18 protein-coding genes and 1 pseudogene are annotated in these 18,546 nt (G+C 59.2%); 5 read left to right on the top strand and 14 right to left on the bottom strand.

Annotation, left to right across the window (positions count from 1 at the left end):
* The first annotated feature begins 188 nt into the window (after positions 1–188).
* Positions 189–1,004, top strand: coding sequence for a sulfite exporter TauE/SafE family protein (locus IHV84_RS06585; RefSeq protein WP_044398622.1), 816 nt, complete (start codon positions 189–191; stop codon positions 1,002–1,004).
* A gap of 77 nt (positions 1,005–1,081) precedes the next feature.
* Here IHV84_RS06585 and IHV84_RS06580 read toward each other — a convergent pair whose 3' ends face one another.
* The 4 genes from IHV84_RS06580 to hemN form a co-directional block, all read right to left on the bottom strand.
* Positions 1,082–3,472: a bifunctional diguanylate cyclase/phosphodiesterase gene (locus tag IHV84_RS06580; protein WP_198846333.1), complete on the bottom strand. Its 2,391-nt coding sequence runs from the start codon at positions 3,470–3,472 to the stop codon at positions 1,082–1,084.
* 32 nt (positions 3,473–3,504) lie between these two features.
* On the bottom strand, positions 3,505–4,827 hold the full coding sequence (locus IHV84_RS06575; protein WP_198846273.1) for an HD-GYP domain-containing protein: 1,323 nt from the start codon (positions 4,825–4,827) through the stop codon (positions 3,505–3,507).
* 316 nt (positions 4,828–5,143) lie between these two features.
* Positions 5,144–5,881, bottom strand: a complete 738-nt coding sequence (locus tag IHV84_RS06570) for a sulfite exporter TauE/SafE family protein (RefSeq protein ID WP_044398627.1) — start codon at positions 5,879–5,881, stop codon at positions 5,144–5,146.
* 17 nt (positions 5,882–5,898) lie between these two features.
* A complete protein-coding gene (gene hemN / locus IHV84_RS06565) occupies positions 5,899–7,281 on the bottom strand; it encodes an oxygen-independent coproporphyrinogen III oxidase (RefSeq protein WP_044398629.1) in 1,383 nt (460 codons plus the stop codon).
* Positions 7,282–7,469: 188 nt separating this feature from the next.
* On the opposite strand from hemN, the gene fnr reads away from it, so the two are divergent.
* On the top strand, positions 7,470–8,192 hold the full coding sequence (fnr, locus tag IHV84_RS06560) for a fumarate/nitrate reduction transcriptional regulator Fnr (protein ID WP_066782453.1): 723 nt from the start codon (positions 7,470–7,472) through the stop codon (positions 8,190–8,192).
* 88 nt (positions 8,193–8,280) lie between these two features.
* On the opposite strand, the gene IHV84_RS06555 is transcribed toward fnr, so the two are convergent.
* The 9 genes from IHV84_RS06555 to IHV84_RS06515 all read right to left on the bottom strand — a co-directional run bounded on the left by IHV84_RS06555 (position 8,281) and on the right by IHV84_RS06515 (position 16,391).
* Complete coding sequence (locus IHV84_RS06555; RefSeq protein ID WP_066782455.1) at positions 8,281–8,574, bottom strand: hypothetical protein; 294 nt, start codon at positions 8,572–8,574, stop codon at positions 8,281–8,283.
* Between the two features lie 67 nt (positions 8,575–8,641).
* Positions 8,642–8,917 (bottom strand): FixH family protein, encoded by a 276-nt coding sequence (locus IHV84_RS06550; protein ID WP_044398696.1) that lies wholly within the window; start codon positions 8,915–8,917, stop codon positions 8,642–8,644.
* Between the two features lie 45 nt (positions 8,918–8,962).
* Positions 8,963–10,420, bottom strand: coding sequence for a cytochrome c oxidase accessory protein CcoG (ccoG, locus tag IHV84_RS06545; RefSeq protein WP_066693625.1), 1,458 nt, complete (start codon positions 10,418–10,420; stop codon positions 8,963–8,965).
* 77 nt (positions 10,421–10,497) lie between these two features.
* A complete protein-coding gene (ccoP, locus tag IHV84_RS06540; protein ID WP_198846272.1) occupies positions 10,498–11,406 on the bottom strand; it encodes a cytochrome-c oxidase, cbb3-type subunit III in 909 nt (302 codons plus the stop codon).
* A gap of 24 nt (positions 11,407–11,430) precedes the next feature.
* Entirely contained in the window at positions 11,431–11,568 is a 138-nt protein-coding gene (locus tag IHV84_RS06535; protein WP_044398638.1) for a cbb3-type cytochrome c oxidase subunit 3, read from the bottom strand.
* Positions 11,569–11,582: 14 nt separating this feature from the next.
* Positions 11,583–12,215 carry a cytochrome-c oxidase, cbb3-type subunit II gene (ccoO, locus tag IHV84_RS06530; RefSeq protein WP_066693629.1) on the bottom strand — a complete coding sequence of 211 codons (633 nt, stop codon included), beginning with the start codon at positions 12,213–12,215 and terminating at the stop codon, positions 11,583–11,585.
* Positions 12,216–12,233: 18 nt separating this feature from the next.
* Positions 12,234–13,673 carry a cytochrome-c oxidase, cbb3-type subunit I gene (gene ccoN / locus IHV84_RS06525; protein ID WP_066693632.1) on the bottom strand — a complete coding sequence of 480 codons (1,440 nt, stop codon included), beginning with the start codon at positions 13,671–13,673 and terminating at the stop codon, positions 12,234–12,236.
* 64 nt (positions 13,674–13,737) lie between these two features.
* Positions 13,738–13,875, bottom strand: coding sequence for a cbb3-type cytochrome oxidase assembly protein CcoS (gene ccoS, locus IHV84_RS06520; RefSeq protein ID WP_066693634.1), 138 nt, complete (start codon positions 13,873–13,875; stop codon positions 13,738–13,740).
* A complete protein-coding gene (locus IHV84_RS06515) occupies positions 13,875–16,391 on the bottom strand; it encodes a cation-translocating P-type ATPase (RefSeq protein ID WP_233099848.1) in 2,517 nt (838 codons plus the stop codon). The genes ccoS and IHV84_RS06515 overlap by 1 nt, the downstream gene beginning before the upstream one ends.
* A 101-nt stretch (positions 16,392–16,492) precedes the next feature.
* On the opposite strand from IHV84_RS06515, the gene IHV84_RS06510 reads away from it, so the two are divergent.
* From IHV84_RS06510 to IHV84_RS06500, 3 genes and pseudogenes are all read left to right on the top strand, one after another.
* Positions 16,493–16,936: a universal stress protein gene (locus IHV84_RS06510; protein ID WP_066691481.1), complete on the top strand. Its 444-nt coding sequence runs from the start codon at positions 16,493–16,495 to the stop codon at positions 16,934–16,936.
* 160 nt (positions 16,937–17,096) lie between these two features.
* On the top strand, positions 17,097–17,225 hold the full coding sequence (locus tag IHV84_RS20615; RefSeq protein WP_255523531.1) for a hypothetical protein: 129 nt from the start codon (positions 17,097–17,099) through the stop codon (positions 17,223–17,225).
* Between the two features lie 184 nt (positions 17,226–17,409).
* Positions 17,410–17,946 (top strand): annotated as a pseudogene (locus IHV84_RS06500) (LysR substrate-binding domain-containing protein); the annotation flags it as partial.
* A 136-nt stretch (positions 17,947–18,082) separates the two neighbouring features.
* Here IHV84_RS06500 and IHV84_RS06495 read toward each other — a convergent pair.
* Positions 18,083–18,511, bottom strand: coding sequence for a DUF3592 domain-containing protein (locus IHV84_RS06495; protein ID WP_198846271.1), 429 nt, complete (start codon positions 18,509–18,511; stop codon positions 18,083–18,085).
* Between the last annotated feature and the right edge of the window lie 35 nt (positions 18,512–18,546).

The following is an 18,546-nucleotide window of genomic DNA, read 5'->3' as shown; positions in this document are numbered from 1 at the left end:
CGCCTGATGAGCGTGATCGTCTCGCGTCAGATGAACCCAACGTTAGGCTGCCCTCGCCCACCTGAACCCCCGGTTCAGGATGCCGGTCCGGTGGCATTCGCAGACACCTTCTTCCTGGCTGGTGGCCCCACTCATCATCTCGGGTGTGGCCTCTACGCCCCCTTCAATGCCCCTCCTGTGATTCTTCGATGCTGGATCCCCTATTGATTGTTGAGCTGGGTTTATTGGGTTTGTGCACCGGCTTCCTGGCGGGGCTCTTGGGCATTGGTGGCGGCATGCTGCTGGTGCCTTTTCTGACCTACCTGCTGGGCGCAAGGCAGGTGGCACCAGACCTGGCCGTCAAGATGGCCATCGCCACATCGATGGCCACCATCGTGTTCACCTCGGTATCCAGCGTGCGTGCACACCACAAGCGTGGAGCCGTGCGTTGGGACATCGTCACCAAGCTCGCTCCAGGCATTGTGCTGGGTGGCTTTGTGGCCAGCCTCGGTGTGTTCGCACTGCTCAAAGGCAGCTTCCTCGCCGTTTTCTTTGGCCTGTTTGTGAGTTTCTCAGCCGTGCAGATGTTTCTGGACAAGAAGCCTGCCCCCACTCGCCAGATGCCTGGAACCGCAGGCCAACTGGGCGCTGGTGGCTTCATCGGCTTTCTGTCTGGGCTGGTCGGTGCAGGGGGTGGCTTTGTCAGCGTGCCCTTCATGACATGGTGCAACGTACCCATCCACAATGCGGTTGCCACCAGTGCTGCCCTGGGTTTTCCCATCGCGCTGGCCAACGTGGTGGGCTATGTGATCAGCGGCCAGTCGGTTACCTCATTGCCTGCAGGTTCTTTGGGCTATGTGTGGCTACCTGCTCTGGGCGTCATTGCCACCTGCAGCGTGCTCACTGCCCCTCTGGGAGCCAAGGCAGCGCATAACCTTCCGGTCAAAAAGCTCAAACGGGTGTTTGCCAGCCTGCTCTTCGGCTTGGCCGCGTACATGTTCTGGAAGGGCGCCTTCGCGTCCTGACGCGCCAGCGGCTGGGCGGGCTCTGACTGCATTGAACGGCACCCCGCCATGCGCAGGGCGCAGCGCCTCGGAACTGGTCAACCCTGAATCCGCTGCTGCACCAGCTCAGGGTTGAGCAGCAGTTCACCCAAGTCCTCGGGCGTAAGGCCCGGGGCACATAAAAAACCTTGGAATTGGTCGCAGCCCATGTGCTGCAGCAGCTCTTTTTGGGCCAACGTTTCCACCCCCTCGGCCACCACTTCTATGCGCAGTGCATGCCCCATGCTGATGACGGCACCCACGATGGCACGGTCGCCCTCATCTTCAGGCAAGCCACGCACGAAGGACTGATCCACCTTGAGTTTCTGGATGGGCAGCTTCTTGAGGTAGCCCAGGTTGGAGTACCCCGTCCCGAAGTCATCAATGGCCAGGCGCACACCCAGGTCGCCCAGAAGTCTCAAACGCTGCTCTGTTTCATGCGCATCTTGGAGCAGGATGCTTTCCGTCAACTCCAATTCCAGCCAATGAGCCGGGAGCTGGTACGTGGCCAGCAACGCAGTCAGCCGATCGATAAAGTCAGGCTGCCTGAACTCCAGTGCAGATACGTTGACCGACACCACCATGGGGTGCCCCAACTCCACCCATCCGGCGCACTGACGGATGGCCTGCTCCATGACCCAGGCGCCCAAGGCAACGATGTAGCCACACTCCTCCGCCAAAGGAATGAACACTGCAGGAGACACCGCACCAAGATCAGGATCCCGCCACCGAAGCAAGGCTTCTGCCCCCGTGATGCGACCTGTCTCCAGATTGACCTGAGGCTGGTAATGCACAGCCATGCGATCCAATCCCAATGCCTGCCGCATGGAATGCTCCAGCTTCATACGGGATAGCAAGTTGGCATTCATTTGGGGTTGGTAAAAGCCATAGCTGCCGCGCCCCCGGTCCTTGATACGGTACATGGCCGTATCTGCCTGCTTGATCAGATCGTCCAGTGACAAGCCATCGTGCGGATACAACGCAATACCGATGCTGCACTGAATGGAGAAGCCCATGTCATCCAGCGTGAACGGCCGCAGCATCTCATCCAGAATACGCCGCGAGACACCCTCGGCCACCGTGGCATTTCCTCCATGCAGGTAGATCACAAACTCATCTCCACCCAGCCGACAGAGCATGTCGGTCTGGCGCAGGCAGGTTTGCAGTCGCTCCGCCACCAGCTGAAGAACCCGGTCACCAAAGGGATGCCCCAGCGAATCGTTGATGATCTTGAAACGATCAAGATCCAAAAACAACACGGCGAAGCCACCAGACTGCTCATGCGCATCCGCAATCGCGGTTTCCACGCGCTGTGACAGCAACAATCGGTTGGGCAATCCCGTGAGAACATCGGTGTAAGCGAGCTCCTTGATCCGCTTTTGAGCGTTATGCTGGGCAGTCAGATCGCGCATGAAGCCAATGCTCTGCATGACCTTCCCGCCATCGTCGTACACGACGACCCAGGAAAGCTGCACCGGACAAGGCGGCAAGCCGACCCGCGGCAGCCAAAGCTCCCCCTCCCAGAAACCCGATGTTTCCCATCCCGCTTTCACGTCAGTCATCCAGCGGGCTGGGCTTTCTAGCTCAAAGAGCGAGACTGCGGCCTGGCCCACGTGCAACTCTGTTGCCGAGCCAATCAGCTTCAGGCAACCAGGGTTCATGCGCAGGATACGGTGCTGGCTGTCTGCGATGAAAATGGCGTCGAGACTAGATTCGAACACCCGGGCAGCCAGACGCAAATGGGCCTGCGTTTCTGCCTGACGCGTGACGTCACGGAATGAATACACCCTGCCCACCGGCAGACCATGACTGAACTGCGGTACCGAGCGGCGCTCCAGCACGGTGCCTTCGGTCAGTTCAAGGATGTCCGAGCTCTCCTGCATCGGATCGGCAGCAATCTCCCGCAACCGCTCGGAATACAGCTCTGCCTCACGCACCTGTTTTGCCATGTGCGCAAAAACGGCCGGATCATCACGTCGCGTGAGCAGTTCCGCAGGGATACGCCAGATGTTGACCAACCGCTGGTTGAAAGCTCGAATGCTGCCATCCATGGCGCACACCAGCATGCCATCTGCTGCGGAGTCCAGGGTAGCCCTCAATTCCGATAGCAAAGTCTCCAGCTCTCGCTCGGTAGAACGTTGAGCCGTCAGATCAATCATGGTCAGGAGGAGAGCCGCTCCCCCATTTGGGAGGGTCACTCCGCGCACGCTTCGCTCTACAGGCACGAGGACACCGCTGGCATGCAACACGCTGGTCTCTGAATGAATGCCCTCTGCCAGGGCCTGCACCGACTGAGACCAAAACACAAAGTCTTGAGGAGTGGCTGCCAAATTTTGAACGGGCGTGTTTACCAATTCATGGACGGGCTTACCCACCAGCTCGGCCACAGCGCGGTTGGCGGCAAGAATGTGCAGGGAGGTCTCATCTACCAGGCAAACCGCTTCCAGCATCGCGTCCAGCCAGGACTGCGGCAAGGAATAAGTCACGACGCCTGGGCCTCTGAGTCAGGAGCGTCGGAGTTCACGGCACGCTCAAAGAAATAGCAGATGCGCTTGCGTGGAGACAGATAGTCCAGCGCGTCACGGGGCAACTGAGATGGCTTAAGGCTGCGACGAATACCCAGTTCGGGGACGGACTCCAGGTCCAAGATCGGGGCCTCGTCTTTGGGAATGCGCGAGTCGTGCACGATCACCCGAGGGCGCAGGGGGCGCGAGGAGTTGACGGAGGTAACGATTGCATAACGGTCATTCACCAATTGCACGATGGAGCCGGGGGGATAGACCCCCATCATGCGGATGAAAGCGCCGAGCACAACAGAATCGAACCGAGACTTGTGCTGCGCAAAAATGATCGACAGGGTTTCGTGGGGGGTCAGACCTCCGCCCCCGACCGGACTGCACATGCGGTCGTAGTGATTGACCAGGGCCACCACCTGGCTGGAGCGCCCCAACTCTGAAGCACGCCTTTGCAGAGGGAATCCAGAACCATCCACCATTTCGTGGTGCTGGGCAATCGTCGCGAGAATTGCCTTGCCCCATCCCATGCGGGTGGCAAGAGTGACCGATGCAGCAACATGGCTTTCATACTTCACACGCTCTGCTGGGGTCATGGCGGGTGAGGCAAAAGCGACGCGCAACGGCATGCCGACCTTGCCGATGTCATGCAACAGCGCTGCGACTCCCAAATCATGGAGCTCAGCGCTTTTCATCCCCAGTGCCTTGCCCAGCAGCAGACTGAGAACCATCACATTGACGGGGTGCAAGGCCCCGGGTTCTCCTACCCCCTCGGAAAGAAGACGAATGGCCGAGTCACCATTTTCCAGAAGGTCTGTAACGCACTCGGCAACCAGCGACTGCCCTTCTGCCTGAGCCAGCTGGGGCTGCTGGGCCACCAGCTTTTCCATCGACATGTATTGCTTGGTAGCCTGGCGAAACCGCCGGTCACAAGCGAGGAGCGATGCATTCTGAGCTGCGAGCAACATTCTGCGGCGCAACGCTGCCGACTCGCCTGGCGAGGAGTAAGTGGGCTGTTCTGCAGGCGCGCCGCTGGAGTCCGCCGAGCCATCAGTTGCATTGCCAGATGAATCTGCAGGGGTGGCCAGCAACCCATCACGAAATTCTGGATCGCTCTTTTTGGGAAGAACTTTGACGCTTGTGAGCCCCAATTCGCGCAAAGTGGCAATCTGCTCTGCCGAACCAATACGAAAGCTGCTCACCGGAAAGGGATGGTGCATCCAGCCCAGATCCAACTGGATATACATGCCAATACGCAAGTGGCTTATATCGATGAGAACGAACGTATTCACAACAGCCCGGGAATAGGAAGCAAAAGGTAACAATAGAACCACAATTGTTGGGGCCCATTATCACCACTTCTGATGCTTCCTTGAGGAACGTGGTGTCTCGCCTCGGATGCAAATGTCTTTTGCATGCCCAGTGCAGACAGCCTCTTGTACAAGGGGAAAGATTGGTTCACGTTAGCTGCGATGACATGCTCCTGGCGTATACAGAGCGCGGGCTCACCACACAAAGGAATGCGGAGCGGCTCGAACGTCAATGCGCACGGTCGCCCTTCGACACGCTCGGTCCTGAAAACGCTGCTGCCTCAGGCCTACGAACACCTCAACGGCACCAGAGCGAGGGCTTGTATACCAAATCCATCCACAACGCCCACACGGCGACACCGCAGAGAAGAGCGCCACTGATGCGCGTGCCCCAGTCACCCCGCAGTGAACCCAGACGCTGCCGTACCCACCGCCAGGCCAAGGGGCCACCCACGAGCCAAAGACCGCTGCCCACAGCAAACAGCGCCATGGTCCAAGCACCCTGCAAAGGCCCGCCGCTGAGTGCCGCCACCAGCAAGGCCGAATAGAGCAAACCGCACGGCATGAATGCCCACAATGCGCCAGCACTGGCCACACCTGTTGACGAACCAAGCAGCGGCTGGACACGCCCCCAGACTGAACGGCCCGCCTGTTCAATCCAGGCTGGCTGTCGCGACTGGATCAGCATCATCAACCCCCACGCCAGAATGGCCACGTGCGTCAGGGTCCACAAGGGCCGAAGCGCCATGGTTTGCTGTGTGAGCCAAGCCAAACTGTCCATGGCCCAGGCCGCCATGGCACCCAGCGCCGCATACCCAACGATGCGCCCCCCATGAAAAACCCCTGTGCGCAACCACGGCTGGACGGAACGAGGCTTTTTATTTGTCCATTGAATAGGCTGCTCAAGCGCAGTCAAGCCTTCCGGCTTGCGCCCTGCCCCCACCACCGCAGCGCACGGAGCGGAGCACATGGCCAAGCAGTGGCTACCACCCACCAAACCCATGACCAGGGCGGTCCATGCAACAGTAGCCGACATGCTGTTCGTAGCCCTGCTCAGATGATGCGGGAGAAGCGGGCGCGGGTGCGATCGGCCTGCAGGTAACGATCAAAGACCATCGCAATACCGCGCACAAAGAACCAGCCCATGGGCGTCACTCGAACCCCTTCACTGCCCAACTCCACCAGACCTTGGGTTTCCATGTCCTTCAAACGGTCCAGTTCAGCAGCAAAGTACTTTTTGAAGTCGATCAACCATGCTTGCTCCATCGGCTCAATCAGCAGTTCACCTTGGCACATCAACGCCATGATCGCAGCGCGTCTCACCAAGTCATCCCGGTTCAATGCCAGCCCCCGAACGACTGGCAGGCGACCCTGGTCAAGGAAATCGTAATACTCATCCAGGGTCTTGGCGTTTTGGCTGTAGGTCGCCCCAATGCGTCCAATCGCTGACACGCCCAGCCCAATCAAATCGCAATCGGGTTGGGTGCTGTATCCCTGGAAATTGCGGTGCAGGCGCCCCTGCCGTTTTGCAATGGCCAACGCATCGGTAGGCAAAGCGAAATGATCCATGCCGACGTATACATAGCCAGCGTCAATAAATGCATCCAGCGAACGCGAAAGCATGGCGACTTTGGCACCTGCTGTGGGCAACTCCGCTGAAATGATGCGACGCTGGGGCTTGAAGCGCTCAGGCAGATGTGCATATGCGTACAACGCAATGCGATCGGGTCGAAGCTGGGCAATCTGTGACAACGTCCGATCAAATGACTCAGGGGTTTGGCGTGGCAAGCCGTAAATCAAGTCCACATTGATGGAGTCAAACCCGATGGTGCGTGCAGATTCGACCAAAGCAAAAACTTGCTCTGCGGGCTGAACACGGTGGACTGCCTTTTGGACTTCAGAGTCGAAGTCTTGGACGCCAAAACTCAACCGGTTGAAACCCAACTCTGCCAACAATGCCAGACGCTCCGCGTTGACCGTGCGGGGATCCACTTCGATGGAATATTCCCCACCGGGAGCCAGAGTGAAGCTGCGCTTGAGCATGGACATCAACTCACGCAGCCCATCATCAGACAGGAACGTGGGGGTCCCGCCGCCCAGATGCAACTGGCTAACCACCTGCCCCACACCGCATTGGGCTGTATGCAAGTCGATTTCGCGGCTCAGGTACCGCAAATAGACATCAGCACGATCATGGTGTTTGGTAATGATCTTGTTGCAAGCGCAGTAGTAGCATAGCGACTCGCAAAATGGGATGTGTACATACAGCGACAACGGCATGGCTTTGGAGCCTGTCCCCAAATGCCTTTGGGCCAACGCCAAGGCATAGTCCTCCTGACCAAAAGCCTCCACAAAACGGTCTGCCGTTGGATAAGAGGTGTATCGGGGACCCGGCACATCAAACCGGGTAAGGAGTTCTGGGGTAACAGCGGTCATGAGATATCCTTGCGTACTCGGTTACTGTGCCGCACCTTACCCCCTTCGTCCTTGACCTGAATCAAGTGAACCCACTGCTGGTGGAGCGACAATTTGATGCATATCATCCGCTTCTAAGCACTGTGCGAGGCACTTCGGCCTCTCTCGTCGAGCACGATATGCTCGAACAACCAACTGGTTTCTGCGCCATGAATCCGCTCACCATCAAAGTCGCCTGCTCCAACTGCAATCTCCGTGAGCTTTGCATGCCTGTGGGGCTCAACGAAGAGCAGCTGCAACGCATCGACGAAGTGGTAGCCGTGCGGCGCAAGATCAAACGCGGCGGAACGCTTTTCCGCAACGGAGAAGCTTTCACCTCTTTGTATGCCATTCGCACGGGCTTCTTCAAGACCTGCGTGGCGACAGAAGATGGTCGCGACCAAGTCACAGGATTCCAGATGGCCGGTGAAATCATTGGTCTGGATGGCATTGTGAATGACCATCACACCTGCGACGCCGTCGCTCTGGAAGACGCGGAAGTTTGCGTCATGCCCTTTGATCGCATAGAGGAACTTTCGCGCGAAGTCACTGCGCTACAGCACCATGTGCACAAAATCATGAGCCGTGAAATCGTGCGTGAGCACGGCGTAATGCTGCTGCTCGGAAGCATGCGTGCAGAAGAGCGTCTGGCGGCATTTTTGCTCAATTTGGTGCAGCGCCTGCACGCGCGAGGCTTCTCTCAATCAGAACTGGTGTTGCGAATGACGCGAGAAGAAATCGGCAGTTATCTCGGCCTCAAGCTTGAAACCGTGAGCCGCACGTTCTCCAAGTTCGTGGAAGAAGGCACCGTGGAAGTGCGGCAAAGACATGTCCGTATTCTGGATACCGATGCCTTACGCCGCATCGTGAACAACCAACAAGCTTGCCACTGAAAAAATTTCGAGAGAGGTGCCCGAAAACTGCCGAGCACCTTGCTGACGCAGCCGACCATGCCGCGCTCTACAGCGCGGCATTTTTTATTCATGTACAGGAGGGGTGCTTGCGGCAATCGTCAGGGCGCTCCTCGTCTGGCACCGGGCAACGATTCAGCTCAAAGGGAGACATCGCAAGCAAGGTGGTGAGCGCGCTGGACACCATGGTGAGCGCCCAGAACCCAAAGAACGCCAAGGTGTAGACGCCTGTTCTCGACAAGGTAACAGGCTGCCCGAACCAGTGAAGGTCTTGCGGGTCCACCATCGCAAAAACGAGCATCTCAATCACGCCTGCCACCAAAAAGGCTGGCCAGGCAATCCACATCAGGCGCTGTGTCCACATCGTGCTGTTTCCTTGCGGTGTTGTATTGGGTCGTTGCGAAATTCAGTGAACCAGAGTGACTTCACAATCACCGGGGCTGCGCTTCTGGCGGGGTCGCAGCGTGATTGCGCCCTTTCATCGCGGGCGCCAAGCTCTTCTCTGGGTGTTCCAGGGTCTTGTTGATGTCGATACCTCGCTGGTAGTAATCCTCCGCGACCACAGGGTCTGGGCGCGACATCGCAAGCCACAAAGTAATGAACCCCGCAACAATGACCACCAAGGGGCCCGCCAATACCAGCCACACATGGCCAAACTTCCACCATGGGGCTGCGGCTGGCGTGGCTGAGGAAGAAACAGTAGACATAGCAAACTCCATTAACTCAGGCTTGTACGTTGAATGAGAACGGTACTACCTGGGAACCAAAAATACGGTTTTTTCTGCCACGTGGGCACCGCCACCCTCGGCACCAATTTCAAAGGTGATGGGATGAGACCCAGGTGAAGCAGACCCATAAGGCACCTGCAATCGCACAGCGACCCAGCGAGACTGAGCGGGATCGACCTCCACCGACACTTCAGACACCACTTCAAGCCCCTCAAGACCCTTGGCATCTATGCGGTAGCGCTGCGGAGTTTCGGTAGCGTTCATGATCTGAATGCGGTAGATGTTTTCCAACTTACCCCCAGCCACGATGCGCGACAAGGCGGCCCGGTCGCGAACCACGTCCACTTTCAGCGGTGTTCTCGTCACCAGGCTCGCCAACATCGCCACACACAAGGCGACAAGCACGGCACTGTAGACCAAGACGCGGGGACGCAGCACACGCCGCAACATCTGCGATTGGGTCCAGCGTTTGACCACACCATTCTGGGTAGTGAAGCGAATCAACCCGCGTGGGTACTTCATCTTGTCCATGACGGTATTGCACGCATCAACGCACAAACCGCAACCGATGCACTCGTACTGCAAACCCTTGCGGATATCGATGCCCACAGGGCAGACCTGAACACACAACGTGCAATCAATGCAATCGCCCAGGCCTTTCGCCTTGTAATCCACCGTCTTGTTACGTGGGCCACGAGGCTCACCGCGCTCTACGTCATAGCTGACGATCAAGGTGTCCTTGTCGAACATGGCGCTCTGGAAGCGGGCATAAGGGCACATGTACTTGCACACCTGCTCGCGCATGAAGCCAGCGTTCCCATAGGTAGCGAACCCGTAGAAGAGCACCCAGAAAATCTGCCAACCGCCCTGCCATGCCAGCAACTCCGCACCCAACTCGCGGATCGGCACGAAGTAGCCCACAAAAGTAAAGCCTGTCCACAAGGCTACGGTGATCCAGACAATCTGCTTGAAGAATTTTTTGCGGATCTTCTCGAAAGTCCAAGGCCCACCATCCAGGCGCAAACGGGCACTGCGATCACCTTCGATCTTGTGCTCGATCCACATGAAAATTTCGGTGTACACCGTTTGCGGGCATGAAAAGCCACACCACAAACGCCCAGCCACGGCGGTGAACAGGAACAGCGAGAGTGCTGAAATGATCAGCAAACCCGTCAGGTAGATGAAGTCCTGCGGGTACAGCACCAAGCCAAAGATATAAAAGCGACGCGCTCCCAAATCGAAGAGCACCATCTGGCGCTGCCCCCACTCCAGCCAGGGCAAGCCATAAAACACCAGTTGTGTGAGAAATACCATCGCCCAGCGCCACCGGGCAAATACTCCGCTGATGGATCGCGGGTAGATCTTCTTTTGCGCTTCGTACAGGGAGACGATCTCGACCTGGCTGCTGGGCACTTCCGAACCATCTGCGGCAACAGGAGCGATAGGAATAACCTTGCGAGGAGACTCGCTGGGTGGCTTCATGGTGGCGCTCTCTACTTAATCCAAAACTTCAGAAACAACAAAGGGGCGGCGCCCTCAGGCACCGCCCCGCGTTCACATCACTGCGCCTTGTTGTTTGACAATCCCCAAACATACGAGGCCAGCACCTTGATCTGCGCTTCGGTCAACTTGTCTGCCTGTGCAGGCATCTGGTTGACCTTGCCGTTGTTGATCATGGCGGTGATGGCGGCCTCGCCCCAGCCATGCAGCCAGATGTCATCGGTCAGGTTGGGCGCGCCCAGTGCCTGGTTGCCCTTGCCGTCCATGCCGTGGCAGGCTGCGCAGGCCGCAAACTTGGCTTTGCCCAGCGATGCGCGCAGCGAGTCATGGGGGCTGCCCGACAGGCTCAGCACGTAGTGCGACAGGTTACGCACGTCTTCCGGGGAGCCCACGGCGGCCGCCATGGGAGGCATGTTGCCAATGCGGCCCTTCTCCAGCGTCTCGCGGATCTTTTCGGGTGTGCCGCCATGCAGCCAGTCGTTGTCCGTCAGGTTCGGAAAGCCCTTGCTGCCGCGCGCATCCGAGCCGTGGCACTGTGCGCAGTTGTTCATGAACAAACGCTCGCCAATGGCATGGGCCTGGGGGTCGGCGGCCACGTCTTCAGGCTTCATGGAGGCAAAGCGTGCGTACAGCGGCTCCAGCTCCGTCTTGGCCTTGGCCATTTCGGCTTCGTACTCGCCCTTCTGCGTCCAGTTGAGCTTGCCGGCTGAACTACCCAAACCTGGGTAGGCAGCCAGGTAGCCCAAGCCAAAGATGATGGTCAGAACGAACATCCACACCCACCAGCGCGGCAGGGGGTTGTTCATTTCCACCAGGTCTTCATCCCAGACGTGGCCTGTAGTGTTGTCGGCCGTTGATACGACCTTCTTGCGGCCTGCCATCCAAAGCAGCACGGCGCAGCCAATGATGCCGACCAAGGTCAGCGCGGTCACAAAGACCGACCAGAAATTGCTGGTGAAGTCACTCATGGGTTTTTCTCATTCTGGTGGAGTTCATTCTTGCTCAAAGGGCAAGCGAGCAGCCTCATCAAATTTGGCACGGTTGCGGCCCATGTAGGCCCACACCCAGATGCCGATGAAGCAGACCATTGAAGCCAGCGTGGCCACAATGCGCATGGTGGTGATGTCCATATGCCAACCCTCCCTTACTTGAGCGCGCGGCCCATGACTTGCAGATAGGCGATCAGTGCATCCAACTCCGTCTTGCCCTTGACCTCATCAGCGGCAGCGGTGATTTGCGCGTCGGTGTATGGAACGCCCACAGTGCGCAGCGCCTTCATGCGAGGAGCCAAATCGGCCGGATTGACCAGGGTCTTCTCAAGCCAGGGGTAGGCAGGCATGTTGGACTCAGGCACCACGTCACGTGGGTTGTTCAAGTGGATGCGATGCCATTCGTCGCTGTACTTGCCGCCCACGCGATGCAGGTCAGGACCTGTGCGCTTGCTGCCCCATTGGAAGGGGTGGTCATACACGAACTCACCCGCCACCGAGTAGTGGCCATAGCGCAGGGTTTCTGCACGGAAGGGACGGATCATCTGCGAGTGGCAGTTGTAGCAACCCTCACGGATGTACACATCACGCCCGATCAGCTGGGTGGCTGTGTAGGGCTCCACGCCCTTCACAGCTTCCGTGGTGGACTTCTGGAAGAACAGGGGCACGATCTCCACCAGACCGCCAATAGCGATCACCAGCAGGATCAGCACGATCATCAAGAAATTGTTGGTTTCAATCTTCTCGTGGCTGAAACCGGCAGAAGCTTGCTTGTTGTTTTGAGACATGGGTTAGCTCCTTGAGGCTCAAGCGTGGGCAGTGTTCACGGCGGGGATAGCCACCTTGACCGAACGGCCAGAGATTGCGGTTGCCCACACGTTCCATGCCATCACCAGCATGCCGCCCAGATACAGCAGACCACCGGCCACACGGATCACATAGAAGGGATAGGTAGCCTTTACGCTTTCAACGAAGGTGTAGGTCAGCGTGCCATCAGGGTTCACAGCGCGCCACATCAGGCCTTGCATCACACCGGCAATCCACATTGCCGCGATGTACAGCACGATACCGATGGTGGCCATCCAGAAGTGCAGTTCAATCGCCTTGATGGAGTGCATCTTTTCGCGGCCAAACAGGCGGGGCACCAGGTAGTACAGCGAGCCCATGGAGATCAGACCCACCCAGCCCAGGGCTCCAGAGTGCACGTGGCCCACGGTCCAGTCGGTGTAGTGGCTCAGTGCGTTCACGGTCTTGATGGACATCATCGGACCTTCGAACGTGGACATGCCGTAGAACGACAGCGACACGATCAGGAAGCGCAGGATAGGATCGTCACGCAGCTTGTGCCATGCGCCCGACAGGGTCATGATCCCGTTGATCATGCCGCCCCAGCTGGGAGCCAGCAGGATCAGCGAGAACACCATACCGACGGATTGCGTCCAGTCAGGCAGCGCGGTGTAGTGCAGATGGTGAGGACCTGCCCACATGTAAGTGAAGATCAGGGCCCAGAAGTGCACGATCGACAGGCGATACGAGTACACGGGGCGGCCAGCCTGCTTGGGGATGAAGTAATACATCATGCCCAGGAAGCCTGCGGTCAGGAAGAAGCCCACGGCATTGTGGCCGTACCACCACTGCACCATGGCGTCTTGCACACCGGCGTAGGCCGAGTAGCTCTTCATGAAGCCAGCGGGCACTGCAGCGCTGTTCACCAGGTGCAGCAACGCCACAGCCAGAATGAAGGCGCCAAAGAACCAGTTGGCCACATAGATGTGCTTGACCTTGCGCGTACCCACCGTGCCAAAGAACACGATGGCGTAGGACACCCAGACCAGTGTGATCAGGATGTCGATAGGCCACTCCAGTTCAGCGTATTCCTTGCCGGAGGTGTAACCCAGCGGCAGGCTGATGGCGGCAGCCAGAATGACTAACTGCCAACCCCAGAACGTGAACGATGCGAGGGCCGGCGCAAATAACCGAACCTGGCAGGTACGCTGCACCACGTAGTAGCTGGTGGCGAACAAAGCGCAGCCACCAAAAGCAAAAATCACTGCATTGGTATGCAGTGGGCGCAAACGGCCATAACTAAGCCATGGAATGCCTAGGTTGAGTTCTGGCCATGCCAGCTGGGCGGCAATGATGACGCCCACCAGCATGCCGACCACCCCCCAAACCACGGCCATGATTGAGAACTGACGCACGACCGTGTCGTTGTAATGCGCAGCATTTGTTTTTGGAAAATCCATCGGACACCTCTTTGTATTGCGATACAAGTTTTAACCAGACTGCCATTGCGGTTATTGACGAAAGTCAACCGTCTCGGAGAATGCGCTCCCCCTCTTGTTCCACACTTTCAAACTGTCCGCGGTACACGGCCCACCACAAGCAGGCCAGGATCATCAGCACCAGAACCACTGACAGAGGAATCAATAAATAAAGGATGTCCATCAGGCGGGCTCCGCAGTTTGAAATGACGACACGGCAGCAGATGAAGAACCCCCTGCTGCCTGCGAAATAGAAGGCGACGGATCGCCATGTGCGCCACACGGCGCCTCTGGCAATCCCTTGGAAAGGCGGGCGGCATTGAGCACCACCAACAGCGAGCTGAGCGCCATGCCCAATCCCGCAAGCCAGGCAGGCATCCAGCCCACCACAGCCAAGGGAACGCACAGAGCGTTGTACCCAGCGGCCCACCATAGATTTTGCCGCACGATCTGTAGGGTTTTGCGCGCCAGCAGCACTGCTTGGGGTACCTGAGTCAAACTGTCCCGCAGCACCACGAAATCTGCCCGAGAGCGCGCCAGGGGAACAGCCCGGCCAAAGGCGAATGACACGTGGGCTCCCGCCATCACAGGGCCATCGTTCAGGCCATCGCCCACCATGGCCACATGGTGACCCTGGGCCTGCAGGCTTTGCAGCGCCGCCAGTTTGTCTTGCGGCGTGCAAGCCCCGCGGGCCTCGGTGATACCCGCCTGCGCAGCCACGCGCTGCACGGCTTCTGGGCGGTCGCCAGACAGCATCTGCACACTCAAACCCGCATCGGCCAGCGCACGCACCACCGTGGCGGCCTCTGCGCGCAGATCTTCAACCAACCCAAACCGGGCCATTTCCACCGTCTGCGCGTGGCCTGGCTCACCGCGCTCTTCGGCCAAGACGACCCACAGGGCAGCGCCGTCCGCACCTTCCGCGAATTCGGTAGTACCAGCCTCACCCGCCACCACACCGGCATGAATGGCAGAGCCCAGGCGCACGCGGCGTGGCGGGCATTGCCCCGTGCGGTCTTGCACATTAGCACTCAAACCGAGCCCTGCCTGCTCTTCCAGATTGGAGACCAGCCAACGACCATCATCCGCGCCAGCAGCTTCCACCAGGGCACGCGATGCCGGGTGCAAGGACTGCCGCGCCAACGCGGCAGCCAACGACAAGGCACTTGCCCGATCCAGATCGCCACCTGCCAGCCGCACCGTGTGCAATGCCATCGCATCGCGCGTGAGCGTGCCCGTTTTGTCAAACACCACCGTATCGATCTGCGCCAGGGCCTCCAGCCCTTGCAGGTTGCGCACCAGCACGCCCTGGCGCGCCAGCGTGCCAGCTGCCGTCAACATCGCCACCGGTGTGGCCAACGACAACGCACAGGGACAAGTGACGATGAGCACCGCCACCGCCACCATCAGCGCGTGCCCCGGGTCTTTGGGCCACCACCAGGCGGCAGCAGCAAAGGCAGCAAGCAACACAGCCACCAAAAACGGTTTGGCGATGCGGTCGGCCAACTGGGCCAGACGTGGCTTTTGCAGCCCCGCGCTCTCCATCAAGGCCACGATCTGTGCAAAGCGGGTTTGGGCGCCCACACATTCCACGCGAACTTCTACCGACGACTGCAGGTTGTAGCTGCCAGCAGTCACCGCGCTGCCTTCGGGCTTGTGCACCGGGGTCGATTCGCCGGTCAGCAGGGCTTCGTCGGCCTGGGTGCTGCCTTTGAGAATCGTTCCGTCGGCCGGAAACGCCTCGCCCGGCAAGACGCGTACCGTGTCGCCCACCACCAGGCGCCGCACCGCCACGCGGGTGAATGCACCATCAGCGCCCAAGCGTTCCACGCTGTCGGGCAGGCGATTGAGCACTGCCTCCAGCGCACCGGCCGTGCGGTCACGCAGGCGCAACTCCAGCCAGCGCCCGGTGAGCAGGAAGAAAACGAACATGGTCAGCGAGTCAAAGTACACCTCGCGACCAAAGATGCCATTGGGGTCGAATGTGCCTGCAGTGCTCACCACAAAGGTGATGCCCATGCCAAGCGCCACGGGCAGATCCATGCTCACCTGCCGCTGGCGTACATCGCGCAACGCACTGGTAAAGAAAGGGCCGCAGGCAAAAAAGACCACGGGCAGCGAAATCACCCACGAGGCCCAGCGCAGCAGCGTTTCCATCTCTTGCGACAAATCGCCGGGCTGTGCCACGTACGCAGGCCATGCGTACATCATCACCTGCATCATGCAAAAACCGGCCACCAGCCAGCGCCACAGCGCACGGCGACTTTCCACCAGCCGCTGGCCGCGCACAAATGCATCCATGGCCGGAACCGCGCGATACCCCGCGCTGCGCACCGCTGCCATCCACTGCGATGGCAGCACCCTGCCCGGCTGCCACACCACGCGGGCGCGACGGGTGGCGGCGCTCACATCGGCCTGCAACACACCGGGCACGGACTTCAAGGCATCTTCAATGGTGAGGGCACAGGCCGCGCAATGCATTCCATCCAGCACCACATGCGAATCCCAGGTGGTGCTGGAAGGGTCTGCCACGGCACTTGCGTGCAGCGCAGAGCCTGAAGGCGTGCAAGGCCGACCAAAACCCAGCCACTCTTGCGGGTCATCCAGAAGAGACACGGCTGCTGGGTCCACCGCCGCCTCGGAAGCGTCAACCACAGGCGCCACCGGAATTTCCGGCGCACCGGAGCGAAACATTGACATGGTTCAAGCCTATCCGCGGAACATGACATCCTTATTGACCTGGATCAAGCCGCAAAAGATGATGCATCCTAAGCTTGTTACATCACTTTGAGGGGCCCCCCATGTACAAACGCATCCTGATTGCAACCGACGGTTCACCTTTGTCCGACAAGGCTGTTGAAAGCGGCCTGTCTCTGGCGGCCTTGTCCGGCGCCTCCGTGGTCGCACTCAAAGTGGTGCCCCGCTACCCCCGCAGCTACTTTGAAGGGGGCATGCCGGTGGACGCAAGCGATGTGAAACGCATTGAAGGCCAGTGGGGCGACGCCGCCCAGGCCATGGTGGATGCCGTCAAGGCCCAGGGCGCAGCCCAAGGCGTGACTGTGAAAGCCGTGACCGCCAAGTCCGACCTGGTGGCCGAGGCCGTGATTTCTGCCGCCAAAAAGCACAAGTGCGACCTGATCGTGATGGCATCGCACGGCCGCAAGGGCCTCAAGCGCCTGCTGCTGGGCAGCGAAACCCAGCACGTGCTGACGCACTCGCACATCCCTGTGCTGGTGCTGCGTTAATCACCAAGTTAAGTATCAAAACAGGCTCTAGCGCTTATTCAACAAGCGCTACCAGCTATTGAAACCATAGCAAAACACCGGGAAGGCTCAACGCCTTTCCGGTGTTTTTCATTCCCGCCTGGGCGGCGGGTGACTCAGCAATACCCACGTTTGCGGCGCAGTGGCTCTTCCCCGCCTGGGCCACTTCAAGCGCACGCTGCCGCAGGTGTCGCTGAACCTTGTGCGCTACCAGCACGCGCACGACTTTGCGACGCCACACGAATTCGACGCCGCCATCCAGTACGGCTAGGGATGTCCTGCATAACCCTCGCGAGTCGGTGGTAGTGCGGATCGGAATGGGCCGCAAGGCGTCTTTTTGCTGCCAATAGCCGAGCTATTGGCAAAAAAAGCAACGCAGCGGACCGCCCGAGACCGCGCTATCACAGACCGCAGGGAGTTATGCAGGACATCCCTAGGGCAACTGGCCCAGCGCCAATGCGCACTACCTGATTGGCAAAGAAACCAGCATCGTCTGCAGCCCCCAACTGCGCGACACCCTGCCCTTGCACACCCCGCAAGACCTGTTGCGCGCCACGCTGCTGCAACACATCGAAGTGCCCCTGGCCTGGCAAGACTGGATGGAAGCCCACGGCCTGGACACCAGCGCCAGCCGCTTTGGGCCGGGCTTCAACCTCTATTCGCTCATCATCCGCGCCGCCGTTTCAGGCTTTGGCGTGGGCATCGTGCCCACCTGCCTGGTGGAAGACGAGCTGGCAGCAGGCTCGCTGGTAGAGCCGTTGAAAGACCGCTTTGACAGCCCGCTGGGCTACTACCTGTGCGCGCCCACAGCCCGCACCAACTTGTCGGTGTACCGGCTGGTGGCCGGGTGGCTGGAGCATTGCTGCAACCATGCGGAAGGGGCGGCTGCTCCTGTGGCTGTAGAGGCTGGGGCGGGCTGCATCTTTTGCGCACCACCGCACGGGGCGAACGGCGCCAATGCCGTCACCACGGCTGCAGCCATGGCCGGTTGACTGCGCCAGCGCGATAGCGGCGCCGGGCGTTGCGTGAACAGCTTTTACAAAAATATGACTCTAGCGCTTATAAATAAAGCGCAAGCAGCTATCAATTAAATAGCAATCACCCTTGCATCACCAGCCAATACAGGCCTCACTGGGCCCGGCATTGAGACGAGGTGCCGGACACCACGGAGTAATCAAACTCCGCATGAATGGAGATGCACGCCGACTCTGGCGATGAGGGAGCAAACCACGCCACCACCTCCGCGCCGTTTTCAGCATCGTGAAAGAAGCGGTCCACCGTGGACCAATTCACTTTCACGACATCGTTGGCTGCGCAAAACATCCTTGTGCTGGTGTAGCTCTGGCCTGAGACCACGTAGCTGTACTCCACCTCGGGAAACGGACGGGTGCCTCGACTTACTTTCACTGGGCGGCTGTCCATTTTGAGGAAGCGCACCGGGGTGCTGAGGTAGGTGCATGGGGTCACCGGCGGGGTCAGAAAGACTGGAGCAAGGGATGCACCGATGATCGCGACCAAAGCGATTGCGAGGGGGATGGCGAGGATGCGGCGATTCATTGCTAAGGTCTGACGGGGCTGCAGAAAACGGCATT

This window comes from Acidovorax sp. IB03 (assembly GCF_016406015.1).
GTDB lineage: Bacteria > Pseudomonadota > Gammaproteobacteria > Burkholderiales > Burkholderiaceae_C > Acidovorax > Acidovorax temperans.
The sequence above is the reverse complement of the archived record's forward strand: the minus strand, read 5'-3'. Positions and strand labels throughout refer to the sequence as shown.

Excerpts from the sequence above, each read along its gene's own strand:
- IHV84_RS06585 (WP_044398622.1), top strand. The coding sequence starts at position 189 with ATGCTGGATCCCCTATTGATTGTTGAGCTGGGTTTATTGGGTTTGTGC.
- IHV84_RS06580 (WP_198846333.1), bottom strand. The coding sequence starts at position 3,472 with ATGCTGGAAGCGGTTTGCCTGGTAGATGAGACCTCCCTGCACATTCTT.
- IHV84_RS06570 (WP_044398627.1), bottom strand. The coding sequence starts at position 5,881 with ATGTCGGCTACTGTTGCATGGACCGCCCTGGTCATGGGTTTGGTGGGT.
- hemN (WP_044398629.1), bottom strand. The coding sequence starts at position 7,281 with ATGACCGCTGTTACCCCAGAACTCCTTACCCGGTTTGATGTGCCGGGT.
- fnr (WP_066782453.1), top strand. The coding sequence starts at position 7,470 with ATGAATCCGCTCACCATCAAAGTCGCCTGCTCCAACTGCAATCTCCGT.
- IHV84_RS06555 (WP_066782455.1), bottom strand. The coding sequence starts at position 8,574 with ATGTGGACACAGCGCCTGATGTGGATTGCCTGGCCAGCCTTTTTGGTG.
- IHV84_RS06550 (WP_044398696.1), bottom strand. The coding sequence starts at position 8,917 with ATGTCTACTGTTTCTTCCTCAGCCACGCCAGCCGCAGCCCCATGGTGG.
- ccoG (WP_066693625.1), bottom strand. The coding sequence starts at position 10,420 with ATGAAGCCACCCAGCGAGTCTCCTCGCAAGGTTATTCCTATCGCTCCT.
- ccoP (WP_198846272.1), bottom strand. The coding sequence starts at position 11,406 with ATGAGTGACTTCACCAGCAATTTCTGGTCGGTCTTTGTGACCGCGCTG.
- IHV84_RS06535 (WP_044398638.1), bottom strand. The coding sequence starts at position 11,568 with ATGGACATCACCACCATGCGCATTGTGGCCACGCTGGCTTCAATGGTC.
- ccoO (WP_066693629.1), bottom strand. The coding sequence starts at position 12,215 with ATGTCTCAAAACAACAAGCAAGCTTCTGCCGGTTTCAGCCACGAGAAG.
- ccoN (WP_066693632.1), bottom strand. The coding sequence starts at position 13,673 with ATGGATTTTCCAAAAACAAATGCTGCGCATTACAACGACACGGTCGTG.
- ccoS (WP_066693634.1), bottom strand. The coding sequence starts at position 13,875 with ATGGACATCCTTTATTTATTGATTCCTCTGTCAGTGGTTCTGGTGCTG.
- IHV84_RS06515 (WP_233099848.1), bottom strand. The coding sequence starts at position 16,391 with ATGTCAATGTTTCGCTCCGGTGCGCCGGAAATTCCGGTGGCGCCTGTG.
- IHV84_RS06510 (WP_066691481.1), top strand. The coding sequence starts at position 16,493 with ATGTACAAACGCATCCTGATTGCAACCGACGGTTCACCTTTGTCCGAC.
- IHV84_RS06495 (WP_198846271.1), bottom strand. The coding sequence starts at position 18,511 with ATGAATCGCCGCATCCTCGCCATCCCCCTCGCAATCGCTTTGGTCGCG.